This window comes from Bacteroides sp. OM08-11, from assembly GCF_003438665.1.
GTDB lineage: Bacteria > Bacteroidota > Bacteroidia > Bacteroidales > Bacteroidaceae > Bacteroides > Bacteroides cutis.
The window spans coordinates 88,487-112,279 of the sequence record NZ_QSTJ01000009.1 but is presented as its reverse complement, the minus strand read 5'-3'; the positions used below and the strand labels follow the sequence as shown (position 1 = coordinate 112,279).

Annotated in this window: 22 protein-coding genes; 17 read left to right on the top strand and 5 right to left on the bottom strand. The window is 41.0% G+C overall.

What is annotated here, in order from left to right; all coding sequences use genetic code 11:
* The first annotated feature begins 2 nt into the window (after positions 1-2).
* Positions 3-1,223, top strand: a complete 1,221-nt coding sequence (locus DXC10_RS14790) for a DegT/DnrJ/EryC1/StrS aminotransferase family protein (protein ID WP_117738234.1) — start codon at positions 3-5, stop codon at positions 1,221-1,223.
* Positions 1,223-1,810, top strand: coding sequence for a sugar transferase (locus DXC10_RS14785; RefSeq protein WP_117738232.1), 588 nt, complete (start codon positions 1,223-1,225; stop codon positions 1,808-1,810). The genes DXC10_RS14790 and DXC10_RS14785 overlap by 1 nt, the downstream gene beginning before the upstream one ends.
* A gap of 87 nt (positions 1,811-1,897) precedes the next feature.
* Here DXC10_RS14785 and DXC10_RS14780 read toward each other — a convergent pair whose 3' ends face one another.
* The 4 genes from DXC10_RS14780 to DXC10_RS14765 form a co-directional block, all read right to left on the bottom strand.
* Positions 1,898-4,015, bottom strand: a complete 2,118-nt coding sequence (locus tag DXC10_RS14780) for a S9 family peptidase (protein WP_117738318.1) — start codon at positions 4,013-4,015, stop codon at positions 1,898-1,900.
* A 44-nt stretch (positions 4,016-4,059) separates the two neighbouring features.
* The gene (locus tag DXC10_RS14775; protein WP_101542664.1) at positions 4,060-5,391 is read right to left on the bottom strand and encodes an MATE family efflux transporter; all 1,332 of its coding nucleotides are present in this window, start codon (positions 5,389-5,391) and stop codon (positions 4,060-4,062) included.
* 127 nt (positions 5,392-5,518) lie between these two features.
* The gene (yidC, locus tag DXC10_RS14770) at positions 5,519-7,366 is read right to left on the bottom strand and encodes a membrane protein insertase YidC (RefSeq protein ID WP_117738221.1); all 1,848 of its coding nucleotides are present in this window, start codon (positions 7,364-7,366) and stop codon (positions 5,519-5,521) included.
* 46 nt (positions 7,367-7,412) lie between these two features.
* The gene (locus DXC10_RS14765; RefSeq protein WP_101542666.1) at positions 7,413-9,032 is read right to left on the bottom strand and encodes a CTP synthase; all 1,620 of its coding nucleotides are present in this window, start codon (positions 9,030-9,032) and stop codon (positions 7,413-7,415) included.
* Positions 9,033-9,238: 206 nt separating this feature from the next.
* Between DXC10_RS14765 and DXC10_RS14760 the strand changes: the two genes are divergently transcribed.
* From DXC10_RS14760 to galE, 9 genes are all read left to right on the top strand, one after another.
* The gene (locus DXC10_RS14760; protein WP_101542667.1) at positions 9,239-10,681 is read left to right on the top strand and encodes a DUF3078 domain-containing protein; all 1,443 of its coding nucleotides are present in this window, start codon (positions 9,239-9,241) and stop codon (positions 10,679-10,681) included.
* A gap of 229 nt (positions 10,682-10,910) precedes the next feature.
* Positions 10,911-11,330, top strand: coding sequence for a SoxR reducing system RseC family protein (locus DXC10_RS14755; protein WP_101542668.1), 420 nt, complete (start codon positions 10,911-10,913; stop codon positions 11,328-11,330).
* 38 nt (positions 11,331-11,368) lie between these two features.
* A complete protein-coding gene (locus tag DXC10_RS14750; RefSeq protein ID WP_117738219.1) occupies positions 11,369-12,316 on the top strand; it encodes a Fe-S cluster domain-containing protein in 948 nt (315 codons plus the stop codon).
* Between the two features lie 39 nt (positions 12,317-12,355).
* Entirely contained in the window at positions 12,356-13,693 is a 1,338-nt protein-coding gene (rsxC, locus tag DXC10_RS14745) for an electron transport complex subunit RsxC (RefSeq protein WP_117738217.1), read from the top strand.
* A 6-nt stretch (positions 13,694-13,699) separates the two neighbouring features.
* Positions 13,700-14,692, top strand: coding sequence for an RnfABCDGE type electron transport complex subunit D (locus DXC10_RS14740; protein WP_101542671.1), 993 nt, complete (start codon positions 13,700-13,702; stop codon positions 14,690-14,692).
* Entirely contained in the window at positions 14,689-15,354 is a 666-nt protein-coding gene (locus tag DXC10_RS14735) for an RnfABCDGE type electron transport complex subunit G (RefSeq protein WP_101542672.1), read from the top strand. The genes DXC10_RS14740 and DXC10_RS14735 overlap by 4 nt, the downstream gene beginning before the upstream one ends.
* Before the next feature lie 16 nt (positions 15,355-15,370).
* Positions 15,371-15,955: an electron transport complex subunit RsxE gene (gene rsxE, locus DXC10_RS14730; RefSeq protein WP_101542673.1), complete on the top strand. Its 585-nt coding sequence runs from the start codon at positions 15,371-15,373 to the stop codon at positions 15,953-15,955.
* 29 nt (positions 15,956-15,984) lie between these two features.
* On the top strand, positions 15,985-16,563 hold the full coding sequence (gene rsxA, locus DXC10_RS14725) for an electron transport complex subunit RsxA (RefSeq protein WP_101542674.1): 579 nt from the start codon (positions 15,985-15,987) through the stop codon (positions 16,561-16,563).
* A gap of 242 nt (positions 16,564-16,805) precedes the next feature.
* Positions 16,806-17,840, top strand: a complete 1,035-nt coding sequence (galE, locus tag DXC10_RS14720) for a UDP-glucose 4-epimerase GalE (RefSeq protein WP_101542675.1) — start codon at positions 16,806-16,808, stop codon at positions 17,838-17,840.
* Positions 17,841-18,060: 220 nt separating this feature from the next.
* Here the strand turns inward: galE and DXC10_RS14715 are convergent, their stop codons facing one another.
* Positions 18,061-19,032, bottom strand: a complete 972-nt coding sequence (locus tag DXC10_RS14715) for a DUF5106 domain-containing protein (protein ID WP_101542676.1) — start codon at positions 19,030-19,032, stop codon at positions 18,061-18,063.
* 524 nt (positions 19,033-19,556) lie between these two features.
* Here DXC10_RS14715 and atpD point away from each other — a divergent pair.
* Genes atpD through atpF form a run of 6 tightly spaced genes read left to right on the top strand, consistent with a single transcriptional unit; the run spans position 19,557 to position 23,790 of the window.
* Positions 19,557-21,077, top strand: a complete 1,521-nt coding sequence (gene atpD / locus DXC10_RS14710; protein ID WP_101542677.1) for a F0F1 ATP synthase subunit beta — start codon at positions 19,557-19,559, stop codon at positions 21,075-21,077.
* 4 nt (positions 21,078-21,081) lie between these two features.
* Entirely contained in the window at positions 21,082-21,327 is a 246-nt protein-coding gene (gene atpC, locus DXC10_RS14705) for an ATP synthase F1 subunit epsilon (protein WP_101542678.1), read from the top strand.
* A gap of 47 nt (positions 21,328-21,374) precedes the next feature.
* Positions 21,375-21,794, top strand: coding sequence for a hypothetical protein (locus DXC10_RS14700; RefSeq protein WP_101542980.1), 420 nt, complete (start codon positions 21,375-21,377; stop codon positions 21,792-21,794).
* The gene (atpB, locus tag DXC10_RS14695; protein ID WP_101542679.1) at positions 21,778-22,965 is read left to right on the top strand and encodes a F0F1 ATP synthase subunit A; all 1,188 of its coding nucleotides are present in this window, start codon (positions 21,778-21,780) and stop codon (positions 22,963-22,965) included. The genes DXC10_RS14700 and atpB overlap by 17 nt, the downstream gene beginning before the upstream one ends.
* Positions 22,966-23,016: 51 nt before the next feature.
* Positions 23,017-23,274 carry an ATP synthase F0 subunit C gene (gene atpE, locus DXC10_RS14690; RefSeq protein WP_004290887.1) on the top strand — a complete coding sequence of 86 codons (258 nt, stop codon included), beginning with the start codon at positions 23,017-23,019 and terminating at the stop codon, positions 23,272-23,274.
* 9 nt (positions 23,275-23,283) lie between these two features.
* Entirely contained in the window at positions 23,284-23,790 is a 507-nt protein-coding gene (gene atpF, locus DXC10_RS14685) for a F0F1 ATP synthase subunit B (RefSeq protein WP_101542680.1), read from the top strand.
* Positions 23,791-23,793 lie beyond the last annotated feature (3 nt).

Sequence of the window (23,793 nt, the reverse complement as noted above, 5' to 3'; positions counted from 1 at the left end):
TCATGAAAATACCATTTTCTCCTCCTTACATTGATGATACTGTCATCAATGAGGTGGTTGATTCATTACGTTCGGGCTGGATTACTTCCGGTCCTAAAGTAAAAGCTTTAGAGGAAGAAATAAAATCTTTCTCAGGTGCGAAAGAAGTGCTTTGTGTGAATTCCTGGACTTCGGGAGCCATTATGATGCTTCGTTGGCTGGGAGTGAAAGCGGATGATGAAGTAATTGTTCCGGCTTACACATATAGTGCTACGGCATTGGCTGTGCTCCATGCGGGTGCAAAGCCTGTTATGGTGGACTCGGGTAAGGACTTCAATATATCTGTAGATGCTATCCGTAAGGCGATTACTCCCCAAACAAAGGCAATTATTCCGGTGGATATAGCAGGTTTTCCTTGCGATTATGACAAGATTATGAAACTGGTGAATGAACCTGAAATACGGAAGATGTTCAAAGCTGAAAGTGCTGTACAGGAGAAACTGGGACGTATTCTTGTGATGAATGATGCCGCACATTCGTTGGGGGCTTATTATAGTAAGAATCAACGTACAGGTTGTGAGACGGATGTCGCTATCTTCTCACTTCATGCGGTGAAGAATGTGACGACTGCCGAGGGTGGAGCTATTTGTTTGAACCTGCCTGCGCCTTTTGATAATTCGGAACTTTATAAGGAGTTGCGGATGATGAGTTTGAATTGCCAGACAAAAGATGCTTTCTCTAAATCAAAGGCCGGTGGTTGGCGTTACGATATTGTAGGATTGGGGATGAAGGTAAATATGGCGGATGTGAATGCTGCCATCGGACTTGCCCAGATACGGGAATATCCGAAGCTGCTGAAGGAACGTAAGAGAGTATTCGATACTTATACGGAAGCTTTCAAGGAATGTGACTGGGCAATCGTTCCTCCTTCGATAGAGGGGGAGAAAGAGAGCTCTTACCATATTTATGCATTGCGCATCAAGGCCTTTACGGAAGAACAACGCGACCGGATGATTGATGAAATTGCTAAAAGCGAGGTTGCCGTGAATGTGCATTTTATTCCGATGCCTATGCTCTCGTTCTTTAAATCTTTGGGATATGATATCAATGGGTATCCTCAGGCATACGAGAATTTCAAGAGTGAAATATCTTTGCCCATCTATCCCCAGTTGGACGATGAGAAGTTGAATTTTATCATTAAGACTGTAATGGCGGCTTATCAGTCGGTTGTAAGTATTAAGTAATGATTCGCTGCTTTGATGTTCTATTTTCCCTTTTGGGAATTCTGCTGCTTTCTCCTGTTTTTCTTATTCTGTATATTTCTATCCGTCTGGAAAGTAAAGGGGGTGGTGTCTATCGTCAGCAGCGTGTGGGGCGTTATGGAAAGGACTTTTATGTCTATAAATTCCGTTCGATGCGTGTGGGGGCTGACAGGCAGGGTTTGATAACTGTGGGTGGGCGTGATCCCAGAATAACACGTATCGGTTATTTTATCAGAAAATATAAGCTGGATGAATTACCTCAGTTGTTCAATGTATTGAAAGGGGATATGAGTTTGGTAGGACCTCGTCCTGAAGTTCGTAAGTATGTAGACTTGTATACGGATGAGCAGAGGAGAGTTTTATCGGTTCGTCCGGGTATCACCGATTACGCTTCGATAGAATATGTGGATGAAAACAGGATATTAGGTCAGGCGGAAGATGCGGATAAAGCATATCAGGAGCAGATAATGCCTGATAAGATACGGTATAATATGAGGTATATTGATAACCGTTCCATCAAGGAATATTTCAAGATAATCTTTCTGACATTCCGGAGTATTCTACGTTGATAAGTCGAATGGTTTATAAATAAAGCGAATCGTCCCCGGTTCTTCAATGAAGTGCCGGGGACGATTGTTTTTATACTTTGGCTTTATTTATTTAGCCGGTTTCAGCCATTTATCCAGCCATTCAAAGAAAGTACGTTGCCAGAGGATACCATTCTGTGGTTTCAGCACCCAGTGGTTTTCATCGGGATAGATGAGCAGTTCGGCAGGAACACCACGCATGACGGCGGCATCGAAAGCTGCCATTGCTTGGTTGGCAAGGATGCGGAAGTCTTTCTCACCGTGGATGCAGAGGATAGGAGTATCCCATTTATCAACGAACTTATGGGGAGAATTGGCAAAAGTACGTTGAGCAGTGGCATTGTCCTTTTCCCAGTATGCACCACCCATATCCCAATTGGCAAACCATTTCTCTTCGGTTTCCAGATATTGCATTTCCATGTTGAAGATACCGTCATGGGCAATAAACGCCTTGAAACGTTTGTCGTGATGTCCGGCAAGCCAATAGACAGAGAAACCGCCGAAGCTGGCACCTACACAACCGAGACGGTCGTTGTCAACAAACGGTTCTTTTGCCATTTCATCGATGGCAGTGAAATAGTCTCTCATACACTGGCCGCCATAATCACCGCTGATAGCCTCGTTCCATTCCACACCAAAGCCCGGAAGACCGCGACGGTTGGGAGCTACGATGATATAATCGTTGGCTGCCATAATCTGGAAGTTCCAACGGTAACTCCAGAACTGGCTGACAGGACTTTGAGGACCGCCTTCGCAAAAGAGCAGGGTAGGATACTTCTTGTTCGGGTCGAATTGGGGCGGATAGATAACCCACGTCAACATTTGTTTGCCATCGGTGGTCTTCATCCAGCGGGCTTCTACCTTACCCATTTCCAGTTGGTCGTAAATCTGTTTGTTCTCAAACGTCAACTGCTTGGCTTCGGCAATGGTTTCGCCGCTACGTGCATTGTTTACGGCGTAGATTTCGTCGCCCATACTCATGGAGTGACGTTTGGCTATCACTTTATCACCACAGAGTGCAAGAGAAGCGTAGTCGTACATTCCATCGGTAAGCTGTACCAATTTATCGTTATCGACCAGATTGATATTATAAATCTGTGTTTCACCATGCCATACTCCGATGAAATAGATACTTTGAGAGTCTTTGTTCCAGAGGAAATTATCTACGTTTGACTCGAATGCATGGCTTACAAAACGTTTCTCACCGGTTTCGAGATTCATGATGAACAGACGGTTCAAATCGGCTTCGTAACCATCGCGTTCCATACTCTGCCAAGCAATGTATTTACCGTCGGGAGAGTACTGAGGATTAGTGTCATAACCTTTATTTTCTTCGGTGATGTTTTTTGTCTTTCGAGTGGTAAGATCGTAGATATAGATATCGGAGTTGGTAGAGACAGCGTATGCCAATCCGGTTTTCTTGCGGCAAGTATAGGCCACTTTGTCGGAAGAAGGACTCCATGCCAACTGCTCGATACCTCCCCAAGGTTTCATCGGGCTTTCGTAAGGTTCGCCTTCAAGAATGTCTTTTACGTTATTGATGCCGTTACCGTCGAAGTCCGCCACAAACGGGTGAGGGGCAGTAGTCACCCATTCGTCCCAATGCTTGTACATCAGATCGGTGACGATGATACCTGTTGCCTTCGGTAAGTCTGGATGCTTGTCGACGGTGCTTTTTACAGTCTTTACTTGGGCGATGAAAAGTAATTTCTTACCGTCGGGAGAGAAGGAAAAGCCTTCGATATCCCCATCATATTGAGTGAGTTGTTTGCGGCCACTGCCGTCAGGGTTCATTTCCCACACCTGGCTGCTACCACTCTCGTTACAGAGAAAAGCAAGCTTCTTGCCCTCTTTGATCCAGGTGGGTTGGCTTTCTTGCCAGTTGTCATGAGTAACTTGCGTGTTACTGCTACCATCGGCATTCATGATGAACAGTTCGTTGTTACTTTTATTTTCCGGTATGCTATAATAAGCCACCGAATAGGCTATTTGTTTCTCATCGGGCGATACGGATACACCACCGATACGTCCCATTGCCCAAAGTGCTTCGGGAGTCATGCGCTTGCCTTCGATCTTGATGTCCGATTGTCCGATGAGTGCCTGATCTTTTTGTCCTGTGTCTTTGGTTCCACCACAGGATGCCAACATGATTGTTGCCGACATAAGTAATAGATTTGATTGTTTCATATATGTTTGAAATTTTGTTTTGGTAGCGAAGATAGGGAATAAATTCAAATCTTCTTCTGACTCCACTTCCCTTTCTTCATATAGAAATAAGAAAGTATCAGAATTCCGATAGAATATACGTGCTCTGATGTCCAAGCGAAAGCTACGTCTAGTTTCAAATAAGCAACGATATAGGTGATATAACAGGTATATATTGCCAATGTTATCATTTCCAATCCAAGCGCTGTACGCGTATTTCCCGTTCCTGATACTGACTGGAAATAGACATTGGCAGGTACGAGGAATAAATAAGCGGAGCAGAGTACCCATAACGACGGTATCGCAGCTTCCTGCAACTCGGGTATATCGGTATAAACACTCAATATCAACCTGGGAAATAGGGTAAAAAAGATAGCCAGAGGCAGTACGAGGGCGTAGGCTATGCGTATATGCTGGCGTATCGTGCCAGGTACACAGTCTATGTTTCCAGAGCCGATGAGGTTACTTACCAGTGAACCACAGGTTGAAGCAAACGCCATCATTACCATAAATAGGATACCCGATACATTACGGATAATATTGGTGATTGCCAGGGAACGTTCGCCTAAATGTTCCACGTACAGGAAGAGTAAAAACCAGGTGGAAAGAGACAAGAAATTCTGTACCATTGTCCAAAAAGACACATTGAGCATCCGTTTCAATATGCTTCGGTTAAGTCCGGGTATCTTGTTCAGTCCATATTTATGAATATCAATATGGAAACGGGTGTAGAGGATAAAGAATATTAGCGATACCAATTCAGCCAATGATGAACCGATAGCTGCACCGGCAATGCCGAGGGCCGGCATTCCGAATTTACCGAATATCAAGATGTAGTTGAATATAATATTACTCAATACCATTACAATGGAGTTGAGCGTAAGCGTTTTGGTTTGTGTCGTTCCCAGGAAGAATGCACGGAACATTACTGCCGTAAAGGAGAAGAAGAAACCAAAAACACGCCAGTTAAGGTAACTGATGGCGGCGTTATAGATATGTTCGGATGATACAAGACGCACCAATATCATAGGGGCAAGGCTGTAACAGAGTAGGAACATGACTGCTGCCATTCCCAACTGAAAGTAAACACCTTGATAAAACAGGTTACCTATTTCTTTATATTGTTGCTCGCCATTACGACGGGCAATGAGTATCTGTGCTCCGATACTGAATCCAAATGCCACCATGAACATTACAATATAGAAAATGCCGGCGATGGCAGAAGCTCCTAATTCAATTTCACCGACACGTCCTAAAAAGGCTGTATCGGTCATACCTATCATTTGCTCCATAAGCAGACTGATAAGAATAGGATAGGCTATAAGCCAGATTTCTTTATAGGTGTATTTAGTTTGCATATTTATTATTCTTTTGATATCTGATTATTTGAAGGTAAATGATAATTTTTTCCTTCTTTCTATCGGAAAACAAAGCCGGGCAATCTACATTGTCCGGCTTTCTCTGAAAAATATCTCGAACGGGGGATTATTTCCTGTTCTGTTTTTCTTTCATCATTTGCTCCTGTTGTTTTTGCATAGCTTCCAGACGAGCAGCAAAACCGGTTTTCTTCATCTTCTTTGGATCTTTCTTGCCGGCTTCAAGCTGGGCAAGAAGTTTTTCTTCATTAGTAGTTTTACGTAGTATAAGAGTTGTCACCACACTGATTAACGTTGAAATGAAGTAATAATAGTTCAATCCCGAAGGATAGTCGTTCAATATGAACAAGAACATAATAGGCATCAGGTATGACATCCATTTCATAGCCGCCATTTGCGGATTAGCGCCTGTATCTTGCTGTTGCATCATGTACTTCGTGTTCAATATATTCGTCACTGTCATCAGTACGCAAAACAAACTGAGGTGACTACCCAAGAATGGAATATGGAACGGGAAGTTGATAAAAGCATCGTACGTGGAAAGATCGTCTGCCCACAAGAAACTCTGTTGACGGAGCTCGATAGCGCTCGGCACGAACATAAACAATGCCATTAGGATAGGGAATTGTATCAGCATAGGTAAACAACCACCCATTGGGCTGACACCATACTGGCTATATAATCCCATAACTTCCTGTTGTTTTTTCATAGCATCTTCTTGTTTGGGATACTTTTTACCTATTTCGTCAATTTTCGGTTTTAGCACACGCATCTTAGCAGATGACATATAAGTTTTCCAAGTTGCTGGGAATACGACAATCTTCACAATTAATGTCATCAAGAGCAAAACGATACCCATACTCAATCCCCAACTGGATAACCAGTCGAAAATATTGATAGTAAACCACTTGTTTATCCAACGGATAAGTGGCCATCCTAAGTATACCAGGCGATTCAGTTCCCACTTTTCAGTACGACCTTTATCAAGTGCAGTCAGAGTTTTGTAGTGGTTAGGACCGAAATAGAAGAATAACTGAGTCGGAGTTTTACCGGTCGGGTCAAAAGCTGTACTCATTTCGGCAGAATAATCTTTGATATAACCACTGCCTTGAACTTCCATCTTTGAATTCAATTTCGCCTTTTCAAAATCCGTATCCGCCAAAAACACAGAGGAGAAGAACTGATTTTTGAAGGCAATCCAATCTAAACGTTCGGGAACTTCTTTTTCGTCATTCTTGTTGGCAGATAAATAATCTGTTTCATCCCCGGCAATTTTGTAAGTCAGTTCAGCCAAACGATTCTCGTAGGTATATCCTTTCTCTATCTGTCGAGCACGTTGTGACCACTCGATATCTACGTATTTGGTACTAGCAAGTTTATTTTCCATACCAACGGCGTCGATAGTAAAATCTATCAGATAGGTATCGCTATGCATAGCATACTTAAAGTCGATATAACTTGCACTGTCTGCTGCCAGGCGCATAGTTACAGTACTGTCTGTACGATTGACTTCCGTGAAATAATATTCGTCAGTTTGTATGGTTTCCTTTTTATTATAGAAAAGGAAATTCATGGAAACATCGTCACCATTAAACAGCATGACAGGTGTTTGCTTATCCTGTCCCATATACTCCTTCAGAGTAGCTGAGTAAATACTTCCACCTTTACTACTAATTGTCAGTTCTACCAGATTGTTCTGGATAGTAATCAATGAGTCGGCCCCTTGACGGGCGTTAAAGAAAAGGGAAGTTGAATCTAGAGTTCCGGTTTCCTTTTCATTGGCAAGGGCTGCTTCTGCTTTAGCTTTCAGGTCGGCTTCACGCTGTTGCACCAGAGCTATAGAGTCATAGTACCGTTGTTGCGCTTCCAGTTGTTCCTTACTCGGACGACTCAAGAAGCTGAATCCCACTAACAAAATAGCTATTAAAACAAGACCTGTGATGGTGTTTTTATCCATTCTATGTTAATTACAAATTATTAATTACAAATTTCAAGTTACGAAATTACTTATTTTTCTTTTCGTTTTCGATAGCGGCTTTCACAAAAGCAACGAACAACGGATGTGGATGCAATACCGTACTACTGTATTCTGGATGGAACTGAGTACCTACATACCATTGCAATTTCGGTATCTCTACGATTTCTACCAAATCTGATTCCGGATTGATACCTACACATTTCATTCCGGCTGTTTCATATTCGGCCTTATATTGATTATTGAACTCATAGCGATGGCGATGACGCTCCTGGATGTGTTCGGTACCATATGCTTCATATGCCTTGCTACCTTCTTGTAATACACATTCGTATGCACCTAAACGCATGGTTCCACCCATATTGGTGATGGACTTCTGTTCTTCCATGATATCGATAACGTTGTGCGGCGTCTTTTCGTCCATTTCACGGGAATTGGCATCTGTTAACCCTAATACATTACGAGCAAACTCGATGGCGATGCACTGCATACCCAAACAGATACCAAATGTAGGAATATCGTGCGTACGTGCGTATTTTATAGCTACAAACTTACCGGCAATGCCACGCTCACCGAATCCTGGTCCGATAAGAACACCTGCCATACCTTTTAACGCTTCGGCTACATTTTCATCCGTCAGTTTCTCACTATTTACAAAGTCTACCGATACTTTACGGTCATTGTAGGTTCCTGCCTGTGATAGAGCTTCACGGATAGACTTATAAGCATCCTGTAAGTCATATTTACCTACCAATGCGATATGTACCGGTGCAGTGTTTTCTGCTTTGTGACGACGTTCCAGGAAACTGCGCCATGGACCAAGTCCTGGAGTATCGCCAACGGGAAGTCCCATTTTTCTTAGAATAGTTTCATCAAGTCCTTGTGCCTGCATCAAGATAGGTACTTCATAGATAGTCGGTGCGTCGATACTCTGCACAACAGCATTTTCATCTACATTGCAGAACAGGGCAACTTTCTTACGCAGATTAGTACTTAATTCATGTTCTGTACGAAGTACAAGCACATCAGGTTGTATACCGGCACTTTGCAATTCCTTAACGGAGTGTTGAGTCGGTTTGGTTTTCAATTCACCGGCAGCGGCGAGATAGGGTACATATGTAAGATGTACGCACAAAGCATCCTTACCCAGCTCCCACTTCAATTGGCGAATACTTTCTAAATACGGAAGGGATTCGATATCACCTACCGTACCACCAATCTCGGTGATAACAAAATCAAATTTGTATTTATTTCCCAGCAATTTCACATTGCGTTTAATTTCATCCGTAATATGAGGGATAACCTGGATTGTCTTACCTAAATAATCTCCCCGGCGCTCTTTATCAATAACGCTCTTATAGATACGTCCCGTAGTGATGTTATTTGCTTTAGTAGTCTGAATGCCTAGGAAACGCTCATAGTGTCCCAAGTCAAGATCGGCTTCGTGACCGTCTACCGTTACATAGCATTCTCCGTGTTCATAAGGGTTCAATGTGCCCGGGTCGATATTGATATACGGGTCAAACTTTTGAATGGTTACTTTATAACCTCTTGCTTGCAATAACTTACCGATGGATGATGAAATAATACCTTTACCTAATGAGGAGGCAACACCACCGGTGACGAAAATATACTTTGTTTCTCCCACAGCTATACTGTTTTAAAATGTTCTTTCTAAAAATTAAAGCGCAAAATTATGAAAAAAATGAGGAAGTACATAACAGTTTAGTGAAAACAATTATAAAAAAAGAAATTAGTGTGTTTAGATGGGGGCTATTAAACTTTCACTTCTTGTCTTTTGTTATCTAAACATTTTGAATTAATTTTGTATCCGAATATATATATTAAACATATATGAAGAATAGACACCTTTTTATATGGGGTATTGCCGTATTATTATCATCATCGGTTATGGCCCAGAATTCGACAAAAGCCGTGCTCGAGACAACGAAGCAGACAACAACAGCAGGTACTGACACATTGTCGGGGATTTGGAAACAATATTGGATATTGAAGTTAAAACCGTATGAAGATACGTTCAGAATGGACACAGTCTCAATATTGTATGAGAAATATCTTGGGGTTTTGGATTATTTGAATGATCCTGCTACCCCTGAACGATATATACCTTCTAATCCTGATTTTTACAAAATGTTTATTCCTGTTACCTATTATCATTCTCCGATGGAACGTTTTTCAAAACTAAATTGGAGTTTCGAGGGGGAGAGAGATACGCTTCCTGCATTAATAAATGAACTTTTACCGTTCGATACCCAGAGTTTTGTGTCGAAGAAAAGAGTGAATGAGATTGTAGACCGCACTATGCTTGACACATATATCAATCATCCAGATTTTGTAGTGATGACTGAAGATGAAATTAAAAAGGCTAAAGTTTTCAAAGATAATATAGAAAAAGAGGTATCTTCCAAACCTTCTGTAGCGAAGCTTTTTGCCAAGGAAGAAATAGTAGGAGTGAAAGAGGAAGCCGGAATTGTAATACATAAGCCCAACTGGTGGGTAACAGGTGGAAGTGGTTCGTTACAAATTACGCAAAATTATATATCGGATAACTGGTATAAAGGTGGTGAAAGTAATACTACTTTGCTTGCAAATTTGCACTTATATGCCAATTATAATGACCGTGAAAAAATTCAATGGGAAAATTCTTTGGATGCAAAATTAGGTTTTGGCTCTACTCCTTCAGATAAATATCACGATTATCTGATTAATACGGATCAACTGCGTATCTACAGTAAAATAGGTATTCAGGCTGCTTCAAAGTGGTACTATACGATTTCTACAGAATTTAAGACTCAGTTCTGTCATGGATACAAGGCTAACAGTGAAGAACTTGTCTCGGCATTTTTTGCTCCGGCCGACTGGTCGTCTAGTATTGGTATGGATTATAAATTGAATAAGAAAAAATTCAATTTGTCTGTCTTTATGGCTCCGTTGACCCACATGATGCGCTATGTTGGTAATAAAGAGGTTAATGAGGTTAAGTTTGGTTTGGATGAAGGAAAATCTGTAATGCATAATTTTGGTTCTCAAGTGCAATCTACTATTAAATGGACTATCATTCCTTCTATTGTTTTGAATTCCCGACTGGATTTCCAGACCAGTTATGAATGGACACGTGTTGAATGGGAAAACACCGTAAATTTTGTTTTAAACCGCTACCTTTCTACTAAACTCTATGTGCATGCCCGTTTTGATGATAGCGCTAAACCGACTGAAGGGGATAGTTATTTCCAAGTAAAAGAGTTATTGAGTTTTGGTATTAATTATAAATGGTAAAAGTGGATGGTCTGTTCAGAACAGACGGAGCATCTACATAAATTTGGCAGACGGTCTGTTTTTATTTCAGCAGATCGTCTGTTTTTTGTCTTTTTGTAGCCTGTACAGGATGAAAAAGTATAAAAACATAGAAAAAGAATGTTTACGTACACAGAAAAAGACGTCTTATCCCTTGCAGTTCGCAAATAATGCGTAAATTTGCCGCGATTTGTAATGCACACTTTGCAAAATGGCGAATACTATAAGACATCAAGGTATTGTGGAAAACATAAACGGTTCTCATCTTCAAGTGAGGATCATTCAAACTTCAGCATGTGCTTCGTGCAGTGTCAAGGGACATTGCAGTTCGGCCGATACAAAAGAAAAACTCATTGATATAACCGATACCGGTGTTTATGTTTATCAACCCGGTGATCGGGTATGGGTTATAGGAGAACTTTCTATGGGAGCAATGGCAGTATTATACGCATTCATATTACCTTTTTTTATTGTTATATTTTCTCTTTTCATCTTTATGGCTATTTGGAATGACGAGTTGCTTTCCGCACTTTGCTCGTTAGTACTTCTTATACCTTATTATTATATATTGTGGCTGAATAAATCGCGGTTGAAGAAGAAGTTCTCTTTTTCAATTAAACCTATGAACTAACTAATACATAAAATAAATAATTAATAAACAACTAATTTATGAATGTAATTCTGATTGCAGTGATTTCATTGGGGGCTATAGCGCTGGTATCGGCGGTTATTCTTTATGTAGCTTCTAAGAAATTCGCCGTGTATGAAGATCCGCGAATTGCACAGGTGGCAGAAGTTTTGCCCCAAGCAAACTGCGGTGGATGTGGTTACCCGGGTTGTAGCGGATTTGCTGATGCTTGTGTAAAAGCCGGTTCGCTGGAAGGTAAACTTTGTCCGGTGGGTGGACAGCCCGTTATGACAAAAGTAGCTGAAATTCTGGGTTTGGATGCTGCAGCTTCCGAACCGATGGTTGCGGTAGTGAGATGTAACGGGACTTGTGCCAACCGTCCACGTATTAATCAATACGATGGAGCGAAGAGTTGTGCTATTGCAGCCTCTCTTTATGGTGGTGAAACAGGCTGTAGCTTTGGTTGCTTGGGCTGTGGTGACTGTGTGGCCGCTTGTCAGTTCGATGCTATCCATATGAATTCCGAAACAGGACTTCCTGAAGTAGACGAGGAGAAGTGTACGGCCTGCGGAGCTTGTGCTAAGGCTTGTCCGAAAAATATTATTGAAATCCGTCCTCAGGGTAAGAAGTCTCGTCGTGTGTATGTACAATGCGTAAATAAAGATAAGGGGGCCGTAGCACGCAAGGCTTGTACCGTTTCTTGTATAGGTTGCGGTAAGTGTGTGAAGGTATGTCCTTTCGAAGCTATTACATTGGAAAATAATCTGGCTTACATCGATCCGAGTAAGTGCAAATCTTGTCGTAAGTGTGAGGAGGTTTGTCCGCAAGGTACTATTGTTGCGCTTAATTTTCCACCACGTAAACCAAAAGTAGAAGGCGATGCTACGGTAGTTACCTCTAAAAAAGTGGAAGTACCGAAAACTGACGCTCCTAAGGTGATTGAAGCTTCTGAAGTTTCTGTTACCAATGTACCGGAGGCAGAGGCATAATATTAATGAGTAAATAAACGATTAAAAATACAGAATTGTATGTTGAAAACATTTTCAATTGGTGGAGTTCATCCACAGGAAAATAAACTTTCAGCACATCAGCCTATTATTAAAGCAGAGGTTCCAGCTAAAGCTGTAATCCTGTTGGGACAGCACATCGGTGCTCCTGCAAAGCCTATCGTGGCTAAAGGCGATGTTGTGAAAGTGGGTACAAAGATTGCCGAACCCGGTGGCTTCGTATCAGCAGTTATCCATTCATCTGTCAGCGGAAAAGTCGCAAAGATTGACACGATTGTCGATGCCAGCGGCTATGCCAAACCTGCTATTTTTATTGATGTAGAGGGAGATGAGTGGGAGGAAAGCATTGACCGTACAGACACACTGGTAAAAGAGTGTAACCTCTCTTCAGAGGAAATTGTGAAAAAAATTGCTGATGCCGGTATCGTAGGTTTGGGGGGAGCTTGTTTCCCTACACAAGTCAAACTGTGTCCTCCTCCTGCATTCAAGGCAGAATGTGTTATCATCAATGCCGTAGAGTGCGAACCTTATTTGACTGCTGATCACCAGCTGATGTTAGAACATGCCGAGGAAATTATGGTAGGTGTATCTATTCTCATGAAGTCTGTAAAGGTTAATAAGGCATTTATTGGTATTGAAAATAATAAGCCTGATGCTATCCAATTGATGACGAAAGTAGCTGCCGGTTATGCGGGTATCGAGGTCGTTCCTTTGAAAGTACAATATCCACAAGGTGGTGAAAAACAATTGATTGATGCTGTTATCAATCGCCAGGTAGCTGCTGGTGCATTGCCTATTTCTACTGGTGCTGTAGTTCAGAATGTTGGTACGGCATTCGCTGTTTATCAGGCCGTTCAGAAGAATAAACCATTGTTTGAGCGTGTCATTACCGTAACAGGTAAGTCCTTGGCTAAACCATCCAATTTTCTGGCACGTATCGGTACGCCAATGCAGCAACTGATTGATGCTTGTGGTGGGCTTCCCGAAGATACGGGTAAGATTATCGGTGGCGGTCCCATGATGGGTAAAGCCTTGGTTAATACAGATGTGCCTACTGCTAAAGGCAGTTCGGGTATTCTGATTATGAATGACAAGGAAGCCAAGCGTGGAGAGATACAGCCTTGTATCCGTTGTGCTAAGTGTGTAGGTGCTTGTCCGATGGGCTTGGAACCTTACTTGCTTGCCACTGTATCGGCTCATGGAGATTTTGAAAGAGTAGAGAAAGAAGATATCATGTCGTGTATTGAATGTGGTTCATGCCAGTTCACTTGTCCTTCCAATCGTCCGATGTTGGACTACATCCGTTTGGGTAAAGGTAAAGTCGGGGCGATGATACGTGCACGTCAAGCTAAAAAATAACGAAATATGAATAGATTAATCGTATCCCTTTCGCCCCACGTTCATGGCGGAGACAGCGTGAAGAAGAATATGTACGGCGTGCTCGTTGCGTTGATACCGGCATTCCTCGTTTCGCTTTACTTTTTTGGACTGGGTGCACTGATTGTTACAGCTACTTCTGTAGCTGCCTGCTTGTTCTTTGAATGGGCTATTGGCAAATTTTTGATGAAAAAACAAACTACAACCATCTGTGACGGATCTGCCATCATTACTGGTGTGTTGTTGGCATTCAACTTACCTTCTAATTTGCCTATTTGGATTATTATCCTTGGTGCTTTGTTTGCTATCGGTGTAGGTAAGATGTCATTCGGTGGTTTGGGTTGTAATCCTTTCAATCCAGCATTGGCAGGACGTGTATTTCTGTTGCTGTCATTTCCGGTGCAGATGACGACTTGGCCTGCCGTCGGTCAGTTGACTGCATATACGGATGCTACTACGGCCGCTACTCCTCTTGCCATTATGAAGGGGGTTATCAGTGGAGCTCCGGGGTATTCATTGAGTGATCTTCCTACATCATTGGATCTTTTGATTGGTAATAATGGCGGATGTCTTGGTGAAGTCAGTGCATTGGCTCTATTGCTGGGTTTGGCTTATATGTTATGGAAGAAAATCATAACCTGGCATATCCCTGTATCTATTCTGGTTACGGTATTCATTTTCTCTGGTATTATGTATCTGGTCAATCCCGAACTCTATGTTTCTCCGGTATTGCAGTTACTTTCCGGTGGTCTGATGCTTGGTGCCGTTTTTATGGCTACGGACTATGTCACTTCACCGATGAGCCATAAGGGTATGTTGATTTATGGTGTTTGCATCGGTTTGTTGACGGTGATAATCCGTTTGTTCGGTGCATATCCCGAAGGTATGTCGTTCGCTATTCTGATCATGAATGCGTTCACTCCGCTGATTAACACGTATTTTAAACCAAAACGCTTTGGGGAGGTAGCGAAGAAGAAATGAAAAAGTTAGAATCATCCTTAAAGAATATGTTGCTGGTACTTACGGGGGTTACTGCTATTTCCGTAGCATTACTGGCTTATGTTAATGAACTGACAAAGGAACCTATTGCGCAGGCTAATGCAAAGACATTGAGTGATGCAGTCAGTGCAGTGGTACCAGGTTTTGATAACGACCCGATTGCTGAAAAGAAAATGCAAGAGGTGAATGGTGTTGAATATGCCGTATATCCTGCTACAAAAGAAGGACAGTATATTGGTGCTGCTGTTGAAGCTACTTCAATGGGATTCGGTGGTGAACTGAAAGTATTGGTAGGTTTTGATGCTGAAGGTAAAATCATTGACTACTCCTTATTAGGACATGCAGAAACTCCGGGGCTTGGTTCCAAAGCTGCTGATTGGTTTAAGAAAGGTAACAAGGGGGATATTACGGGGCTGAATCCGGGTGAATCTCCATTGGTTGTAAGTAAAGATGGTGGTAAAGTAGATGCTATTACAGCCTCTACAATTACATCTCGGGCTTTCCTGAATGCTGTTAATATTGCATATGCCGCATATGCCGGTCAGAATACAGCTGATGGTGCTACCGGGGCTACCCAGAAGAATGTTGAACAACCTGCTGATACTGCAACAATTGAAGTTGCAGATACTCTCAGCGTAAAATAAGAAAGGAGTAGAAGATATGAATAATTTTAAAGTATTGATGAACGGGATTGTCAAAGAAAATCCTACGTTTGTGCTCCTGCTTGGTATGTGTCCTACGTTGGGTACAACCTCTTCTGCTGTCAATGGTATGGGTATGGGCTTGGCGACAATGTTCGTATTGATTTGCTCTAATGTGGTTATTTCAGCCATCAAGAATTTGATACCTGACATGGTACGTATCCCTTCGTTTATTGTGGTGATTGCTTCTTTCGTAACATTATTGCAAATGATTATGCAAGCATATGTTCCTGCTCTTTATGCCACTCTAGGGCTGTTTATTCCCTTGATTGTAGTAAACTGTATCGTATTGGGACGTGCCGAAGCATTCGCTGCCAAAAACAATCCGGTATCTTCCTTCTTTGATGGTTTAGGTATGGGACTGGGCTTTACTATCGCATTGACATTGCTGGGAGCTGTTCGTGAGTTTTTAGGTACAGGCAAAATCTTTAACATAACATTTCTTCCCGAAGAATATGGTATGTTGTTGTTTGTCCTTGCACCGGGTGCATTTATCGCATTGGGATATCTCATTGCACTGGTCAACAGTTTCAAGAAAGCATAATTTGTAATTCATAATTAGTAATTGATATTATGGAATATATATTAATATTTATTTCGGCAATCTTTGTAAACAACATCGTATTGTCGCAATTCTTGGGAATTTGTCCGTTTCTGGGCGTATCCAAGAAAGTAGAGACAGCGTTAGGTATGTCGGCTGCGGTAGCTTTTGTGCTCACCATTGCTACTATCGTAACATTCCTTATTCAGAAGTATGTACTTGATGCTTTTGGTTTAGGTTATTTGCAGACAATTACTTTTATTCTGGTGATTGCTGCATTGGTACAGATGGTAGAAATCATCCTGAAGAAAGTATCTCCTTCTTTATACCAAGCTTTGGGTGTGTTCTTGCCGTTAATTACAACTAATTGTTGTATTCTTGGTGTTGCTATTCTTGTTATTCAAAAAGACTATGATTTGCTAACAGGTGTGGTTTATGCATTTTCTACAGCTCTTGGGTTTGGTCTGGCACTTACATTGTTTGCCGGTTTGCGCGAACAGATGAGTCTTGTCAGTATTCCGAAGGGTATGCAGGGAACTCCTATCGCTTTGATTACGGCAGGTTTGCTGGCAATGGCATTTATGGGATTCTCGGGAGTAGTGAAAATTTAAGGTGAAATAATTCACTATAGTTTATAAGAGTCCTATAGAGGTTTCTTTCTTTATATGGTATCCGTGAAAGAAAAATCTCTATAGGATTTTGTATATTCTGTAGTGGACAATCATAGTTATCGCACACGGTAATATAGTTACGCTTTTTAGTTAATTTTTTCTTCTATATTGAGTATATTCTGAATTTATTTCCTTACATTTGTGGCGTAGAGATAACCTATAAAGCTAAATTATCTATTTATATGAAAGAAAAGATTTTGGTTACTGGTGGAACCGGTTATATTGGCTCACACACTGTAGTAGAACTTCAAAACGCAGGTTATGAAGTTGTTATTGTTGATAATTTGTCAAACTCTAGCGCAGATGTTGTAGATAACATTGAAAAAGTATCGGGTATCCGTCCTGCATTTGAAAAGTTGGATTGTTTGGATTTTGCCGGTCTTGACGCTGTGTTTACCAAATATAAAGGTATTAAAGCAATTATCCATTTTGCTGCTAGCAAGGCTGTAGGTGAATCGGTTCAAAAACCATTGCTTTATTATCGTAATAACTTGGTTTCTTTGATTAATTTGCTTGAGTTGATGCCGAAGCATGGAGTAACAGGTATCGTATTTTCATCTTCCTGTACTGTATATGGTCAGCCTGATGAGCTTCCAGTAACAGAGAAAGCTCCTATTAAAAAAGCGGAATCTCCTTACGGTAATACGAAGCAGATTAATGAAGAAATCGTACGTGATACCGTTGCTTCTGGTGCTCCTATCAATGCTATTTTGTTGCGTTATTTCAATCCGATTGGCGCACACCCTACTGCATTACTCGGTGAGTTGCCTAACGGAGTTCCACAGAATTTGATACCCTATCTCACTCAAACAGCTATCGGTATTCGTGAGAAACTGAGTGTATTTGGTGATGATTACGATACTCCTGATGGTTCTTGTATTCGCGACTTCATCAATGTAGTTGATTTGGCAAAGGCACATGTCGTGGCTATTCGTCGTATTCTTGAAAAGAAGCAAAAAGAAAAAGTAGAAGTATTCAATATTGGTACAGGTCGTGGTCTTTCTGTATTAGAATTGATTAATGCTTTTGAAAAAGCAACAGGTGTGAAATTGAATTATCAGATTGTAGGACGTCGTGCCGGAGATATTGTAAAGGTGTGGGCTGATCCCGAGCTGGCTAATAATGAGCTAGGGTGGAAGGCAGAAGTCGGTATTGAAGATACTTTACGTTCTGCATGGAATTGGCAGTTGAAACTTCGTGAGAGAGGTATTCAGTAAGTAAATTTTGAATTTGTGTTTTTTAACAAATAAGAAATAAACAAATGCATCCCCGCATTTGTTTATATTGTGCAAATCAGCCTGAAGCTGTTTATGTATATGTGAATATCCGTAATTGGTACGTATGCCTCCCCGGCATAGACAGGTAAGATTGCATAGTAGTTTTGTCGTGTTTTATTTTGTGTTTGTGTTGTGAATAAGCCTTGTCGCGAGACAGGGCTTATTTTTTTTCGCCCATCATGAATGGATTCTGTTTCAATTGTTGTCTGGTTAAAAAATCATCAATTTCCATTACCGTTGCATCTTTCAGTATTACAACTTTATTCTTATCCAATAGATAAAGAGTCGGGATAGCTTTCAAGTCATAAAGATGTTGGGTCTCTATCACTTGTTTTTTGTCATATCCGTTTATCCACTCTTTAGGAAAGTTGGAAAGATGCTTATGCCATTCCTCTAAATCTATATCTGGGTAGATGGCAAGAATTTGTAGTTGTTTCTGGGCAATGGCTTGGTTAATGGCAGATGCTTGTTTTAGGGTTTCAATGGTTTCGGTACAAGCGTGGCATCCAGGATTGTTAATGAATAATAGAGTATAAAGAGCATTTACTCCGTAAAGGCTATCTTCCTTTCCTGATACAAGAGTATATCTGAAATTCAAAGCTTTAGTACCTACGCGATTTTTCTGTGCAAGTTCCCGACGGGCTTGTGGACGGATTTTCTCTGTATTATTTAGGATAGGAGAAGCCAACATTGCATCCAATACAGAAATATATAATTCTTCATTCCGCATGGGTGAATTGGGATCATACAGGTACTTGTTTGCTAAGTCTGTCATATACAGATAAAACTTCTTCTCTTTTTCAGCTTGTACAAATACTTCTTTCAAAGCAGTATCGGCCTTTTTTGCCGGAACAATCTTCAGTATGTCAATATAGTCTACCCATGCTTGTTCCGTTATTTCTGGATGATGTATGTAGTTTGTATCTGCGAAATTCACATGATCCCAGTAATGGCGTACTAGATAATCTGCACGAAGTTCAGGAGTATTCAACATAGGTGGAATAGCTGGTAGTACAAATGTAGTAATAGTATCAGACAATATATCTGTCTGTGTACCGGAATGTATCTTGCCGTTTCCGCAAGCAGTACAGAGACTGAACAGCAATAGTAGAGAAGACGATTTGTATTTCATTTTAATTTCAGATTTTGTGATATGATTATGGAATACAAAGATAATGATAAGGTTTGTTATATGGTGATTTTTTTATAAATACCTGACATGACAAAGTATGCAGACAAGCATATTAAATAGTAGAGTAGAAGTAGATAATATAGACAATGATATCTGTTATTTTGTTTTATTTGTTATCTATTTAAGAGGTTGGATAATAGCCACCTCTTACTAACTGTTAACCAATGTTACCTTTTCTGTAACAAATTGTTCTAATTGTAATATTAATCGTTCAAAATCGTATAATTTATAGAAAAAAAGCTATAGAGGAGAACAATAGGACGTGTTTTGTTTATACATTTGCGAAGTTGTTTATGTAACCATTTGGATGAACAAAAGTCATCTGTAAATGTTATTCGTATAAACATAGATTGAGTTTTGATGAAACGACGCGACTGGGCTGAACTTAATTTGAGGATACTACGCGACAACTCACAACTTTACCTGATAATAATTAAGAAAAACTGAATATAAAAAGATTGCTTATGTCACAGATTGTCGGACATATTTCACAGGTTATCGGGCCTGTTGTAGACGTCTATTTTGAAGGTACGGAGACAGAATTGATGCTGCCGAGTATTCACGACGCACTGGAAATAAAAAGAAGTCATGGTAAAAGATTAATTGTGGAAGTACAACAGCACATTGGTGAAAATACTGTGCGTACTGTAGCTATGGATAGTACGGATGGTTTGCAAAGAGGTATGAAGGTTTATCCATTAGGGGGGCCTATCACTATGCCGATAGGAGAACAGATAAAAGGACGCTTGATGAACGTAGTAGGTGACTCTATAGATGGAATGAAAGAGTTGGATCGTGCTGGTGCTTATCCTATTCATCGTGAACCTCCTAAATTCGAAGATTTAACCACTGTACAGGAAGTTTTGTATACAGGTATTAAGGTTATTGACTTGCTGGAGCCTTATAGCAAAGGAGGTAAAATAGGCTTATTTGGTGGTGCTGGTGTAGGAAAAACTGTGCTTATTCAGGAGCTTATCAATAATATTGCCAAGAAATTGAATGGCTTTTCAGTGTTTGCCGGAGTAGGAGAGCGTACTCGTGAAGGTAATGATCTGCTGAGGGAAATGATTGAATCTGGTGTTATTCGTTATGGTGAAGAATTCAAAAAGAGCATGGAAGAAGGTAACTGGGATTTGTCTAAGGTAGATTATAATGAAGTGGCGAAATCTCAGGTATCCTTGATCTTCGGACAGATGAATGAACCTCCTGGTGCACGTCAGTCGGTAGCATTGTCTGGTTTGACGGTTGCCGAATCTTTCCGTGATATGGGAGCGGATAATAATGGTCCACGCGATATCTTGTTTTTTATTGATAATATTTTCCGTTTCACCCAGGCAGGTTCTGAGGTTTCAGCATTGTTGGGACGTATGCCATCGGCAGTAGGTTATCAGCCTACGCTAGCCACAGAGATGGGTGCCATGCAGGAACGTATTACTTCTACTCGTAACGGTTCCATTACTTCCGTGCAAGCCGTGTACGTACCTGCTGATGATTTAACTGACCCTGCACCTGCTACTACCTTTACGCATTTGGATGCTACAACGGTGTTGAGCCGTAAGATTACTGAACTTGGTATCTACCCTGCTGTAGATCCGTTGGAATCTACCTCTCGTATTCTTGATCCGCATATTGTGGGACAGGAACATTATGAAGTAGCACAGCGTGTAAAGCAAATTTTGCAACGTAACAAGGAATTGCAAGATATTATCTCCATTCTTGGTATGGAAGAACTTTCGGACGCAGACCGTACGTTGGTAAACCGTGCACGCCGTGTACAGCGTTTTCTGTCGCAGCCGTTTGCTGTTGCTGAGCAGTTTACGGGTGTTCCTGGTACTATGGTTTCCATAGAGGATACTATCAAAGGATTTAAGATGATTCTTGATGGTGAAGTAGACTATTTGCCTGAACCGGCTTTCTTGAATGTCGGAACGATTGATGAAGCTATCGAGAAGGGTAAGAAGTTGTTGGAACAAGCAAAAAAATAAGAGAATGAAAGAATTGCATTTGAATGTTATATCGCCTGACAAGGAAATCTTTAATGGTGAAGTAAACAGTGTTACATTGCCTGGAACGATAGGTTCGTTTACTATCTTGCCACAGCATGCACCCGTGGTCTCGTCGTTGGTAGCAGGCAGATTAGTATATCTGACACCTGATGACGAAGAACATACACTGGATATCAAAGGCGGTTTTATTGAAATGAGCAGTAACAAGGTTTCTGTTTGTATCGATTGATTTTTTCTTTTATTTTGATTTATAAATAAAATCGGATAGACGTGATTATTAGTATTACAAAACGGAATTATTTGTTGCATACAGCACTTTTGACGGTATTGATAGGAGGGATAGGCGGATGGATATATTTTTCAATTTTTCCGTACCATTATTTTGGTGGTTATCCGTTGATACCAATTTACTATTTTGTTTTCGGTGCATTTATGATTAGCATGGTGGAGAATTGCCGCCATAGAATGCCGAAACGGATGTTACAGATTTACTTGTTGATGCGGGTCATGAGGATGTTGCTCTCTATTATTGTGATGTTGATTTATTGTATCATTGTACGTAAGGAGGCTAAAGAATTTCTGTTGACGTTTATCGTGAATTATGTGATATATTTGACTTATGATACCTGGTTTTTCTTCACCTTTGAAGCGAACCGAAGATTGAAAAAGAAAAAAGAAAATGAAACAATTGCGTAACATACTGATTGGAGTGCTGTTGGCATTGGGATTGTCACTATCTGTCCCGATGCGGGCTGACAGTATCCCTGTTACCATAGAAGAGTTCAAAGCGGACTTAGATAGCATTGCCCGGCATGATAACGTGACGGCTGCCGAAGAAAAAGAAAATACGGTGGACGTGAAGGAAATTGTTTTCGGACATATCGGTGACTCATATGAGTGGCACATCACGACTTGGGGAAAAGCACATATCACTATTCCATTGCCTGTGATTTTATATAGTCGTTCTTCGGGATGGCATGTGTTCCTTTCTTCACGCCTTGAAGAAAATGGAGGTAGTTATGAAGGCTTTTCACTGGCTCCTGTGGGGAGTAAGCATGAAGGAAAACTGGTGGAGTATGATGCTGTAGGAAATGAAGTAAGACCTTTAGATATTTCTATTACAAAAGTGACGTTGGCATTACTTATCAATAGTGTTTTGTTGCTTGTCATCATCTTGAGTGTGGCTCAGTGGTATCGTAAGCATCCGCAAGGTAGTGCAGCTCCCGGTGGATTTGTAGGATTTATGGAAATGTTTATTATGATGGTGAATGATGATATCATCAAGAGTTGCGTAGGTCCTAAGTACCGTAAGTTTGCACCCTACTTGTTGACGGCATTTTTCTTTATTTTTATCAATAATTTGATGGGGTTGGTTCCATTCTTTCCGGGTGGTGCTAATGTAACGGGAAATATCGCTATCACGATGGTGTTGGCTATTTGTACTTTCCTTGCCGTAAACATTTTCGGAACGAAAACCTATTGGAAAGATATTTTTTGGCCGGATGTGCCTTGGTGGTTGAAAGTGCCCATACCCATGATGCCGTTCATTGAGTTCTTTGGAATATTTACTAAGCCGTTTGCTTTGATGATTCGTCTTTTCGCCAATATGCTGGCGGGACATATGGCGATGTTGGTGCTTACGTGTTTAATCTTTATTTCCGCTAGTATGGGACCTGCTTTAAACGGTACATTGACAGTTGCCTCAGTGTTGTTCAATATTTTTATGAATGCATTGGAACTGTTGGTCGCATTTATCCAGGCATATGTGTTCACAATGTTGTCAGCTGTATTCATCGGATTGGCGCAGGAAGAACATCAGGAAAAGGCGGGAGCGAAGGTGATGAGAGATGATAAAATTATGAAGTGATAATTGAGAATATAAACATTAATAAAAATAATCATTTAAAATCTGAAAGTTATGTTACTATCTGTATTATTACAAGCTGCTGCGGCAGGTGTTGGAGTTAGTAAGTTGGGAGCAGCACTGGGTGCTGGTTTAGCTGTAATTGGTGCTGGTGTGGGTATTGGTAAAATCGGTGGCTCTGCCATGGAAGCTATTGCCCGTCAACCGGAAGCGTCTGGAGATATCCGTATGAACATGATCATTGCCGCTGCCTTGATTGAAGGTGTTGCTTTGCTGGCAGTTGTCGTTTGTTTGTTAGTATTCTTCTTATAACATAAAATTATGTCATTGTTATTACCCGATAGTGGTTTGTTGTTCTGGATGCTCCTCTCATTTGGTGTGGTGTTTGTTGTGTTGGCAAAATACGGTTTCCCCGTCATCACTAAGATGGTGGAAGGTCGTAAGACCTACATAGACCAATCCATGGAGGTGGCACGCGAAGCAAATGCCCAACTCTCCAAATTGAAAGAGCAGAGTGAGGCATTGATTGCTGCTGCAAACAAAGAGCAGGGACGTATTCTGCGGGAGGCGATGCACGAGCGTGACAAGATTATCGTCGAAGCGCGTAAACAGGCGGAAGTCGCTGCGCAGAAGGAACTGGATGATGTGAAAAAACAGATACAGCAGGAGAAGGAAGAAGCTATCCGCGACATTCGTCGTCAAGTAGCAGTGCTTTCAGTAGATATTGCAGAGAAGGTAATCCGTAAAAATCTGGATGAGAAGCATGAGCAGATGGAAATGATTGACCGGATGCTGGATGAAATGCTGACAGCAAAGGAGAATAATTAAACA

Coding starts and splice junctions, on each gene's coding strand:
- DXC10_RS14790 (WP_117738234.1), top strand. CDS start 3: ATGAAAATACCATTTTCTCCTCCTTACATTGATGATACTGTCATCAAT.
- DXC10_RS14785 (WP_117738232.1), top strand. CDS start 1,223: ATGATTCGCTGCTTTGATGTTCTATTTTCCCTTTTGGGAATTCTGCTG.
- DXC10_RS14780 (WP_117738318.1), bottom strand. CDS start 4,015: ATGAAACAATCAAATCTATTACTTATGTCGGCAACAATCATGTTGGCA.
- DXC10_RS14775 (WP_101542664.1), bottom strand. CDS start 5,391: ATGCAAACTAAATACACCTATAAAGAAATCTGGCTTATAGCCTATCCT.
- yidC (WP_117738221.1), bottom strand. CDS start 7,366: ATGGATAAAAACACCATCACAGGTCTTGTTTTAATAGCTATTTTGTTA.
- DXC10_RS14760 (WP_101542667.1), top strand. CDS start 9,239: ATGAAGAATAGACACCTTTTTATATGGGGTATTGCCGTATTATTATCA.
- DXC10_RS14755 (WP_101542668.1), top strand. CDS start 10,911: ATGGCGAATACTATAAGACATCAAGGTATTGTGGAAAACATAAACGGT.
- DXC10_RS14750 (WP_117738219.1), top strand. CDS start 11,369: ATGAATGTAATTCTGATTGCAGTGATTTCATTGGGGGCTATAGCGCTG.
- rsxC (WP_117738217.1), top strand. CDS start 12,356: ATGTTGAAAACATTTTCAATTGGTGGAGTTCATCCACAGGAAAATAAA.
- DXC10_RS14740 (WP_101542671.1), top strand. CDS start 13,700: ATGAATAGATTAATCGTATCCCTTTCGCCCCACGTTCATGGCGGAGAC.
- DXC10_RS14735 (WP_101542672.1), top strand. CDS start 14,689: ATGAAAAAGTTAGAATCATCCTTAAAGAATATGTTGCTGGTACTTACG.
- rsxE (WP_101542673.1), top strand. CDS start 15,371: ATGAATAATTTTAAAGTATTGATGAACGGGATTGTCAAAGAAAATCCT.
- rsxA (WP_101542674.1), top strand. CDS start 15,985: ATGGAATATATATTAATATTTATTTCGGCAATCTTTGTAAACAACATC.
- galE (WP_101542675.1), top strand. CDS start 16,806: ATGAAAGAAAAGATTTTGGTTACTGGTGGAACCGGTTATATTGGCTCA.
- DXC10_RS14715 (WP_101542676.1), bottom strand. CDS start 19,032: ATGAAATACAAATCGTCTTCTCTACTATTGCTGTTCAGTCTCTGTACT.
- atpD (WP_101542677.1), top strand. CDS start 19,557: ATGTCACAGATTGTCGGACATATTTCACAGGTTATCGGGCCTGTTGTA.
- atpC (WP_101542678.1), top strand. CDS start 21,082: ATGAAAGAATTGCATTTGAATGTTATATCGCCTGACAAGGAAATCTTT.
- atpB (WP_101542679.1), top strand. CDS start 21,778: ATGAAACAATTGCGTAACATACTGATTGGAGTGCTGTTGGCATTGGGA.
- atpE (WP_004290887.1), top strand. CDS start 23,017: ATGTTACTATCTGTATTATTACAAGCTGCTGCGGCAGGTGTTGGAGTT.
- atpF (WP_101542680.1), top strand. CDS start 23,284: ATGTCATTGTTATTACCCGATAGTGGTTTGTTGTTCTGGATGCTCCTC.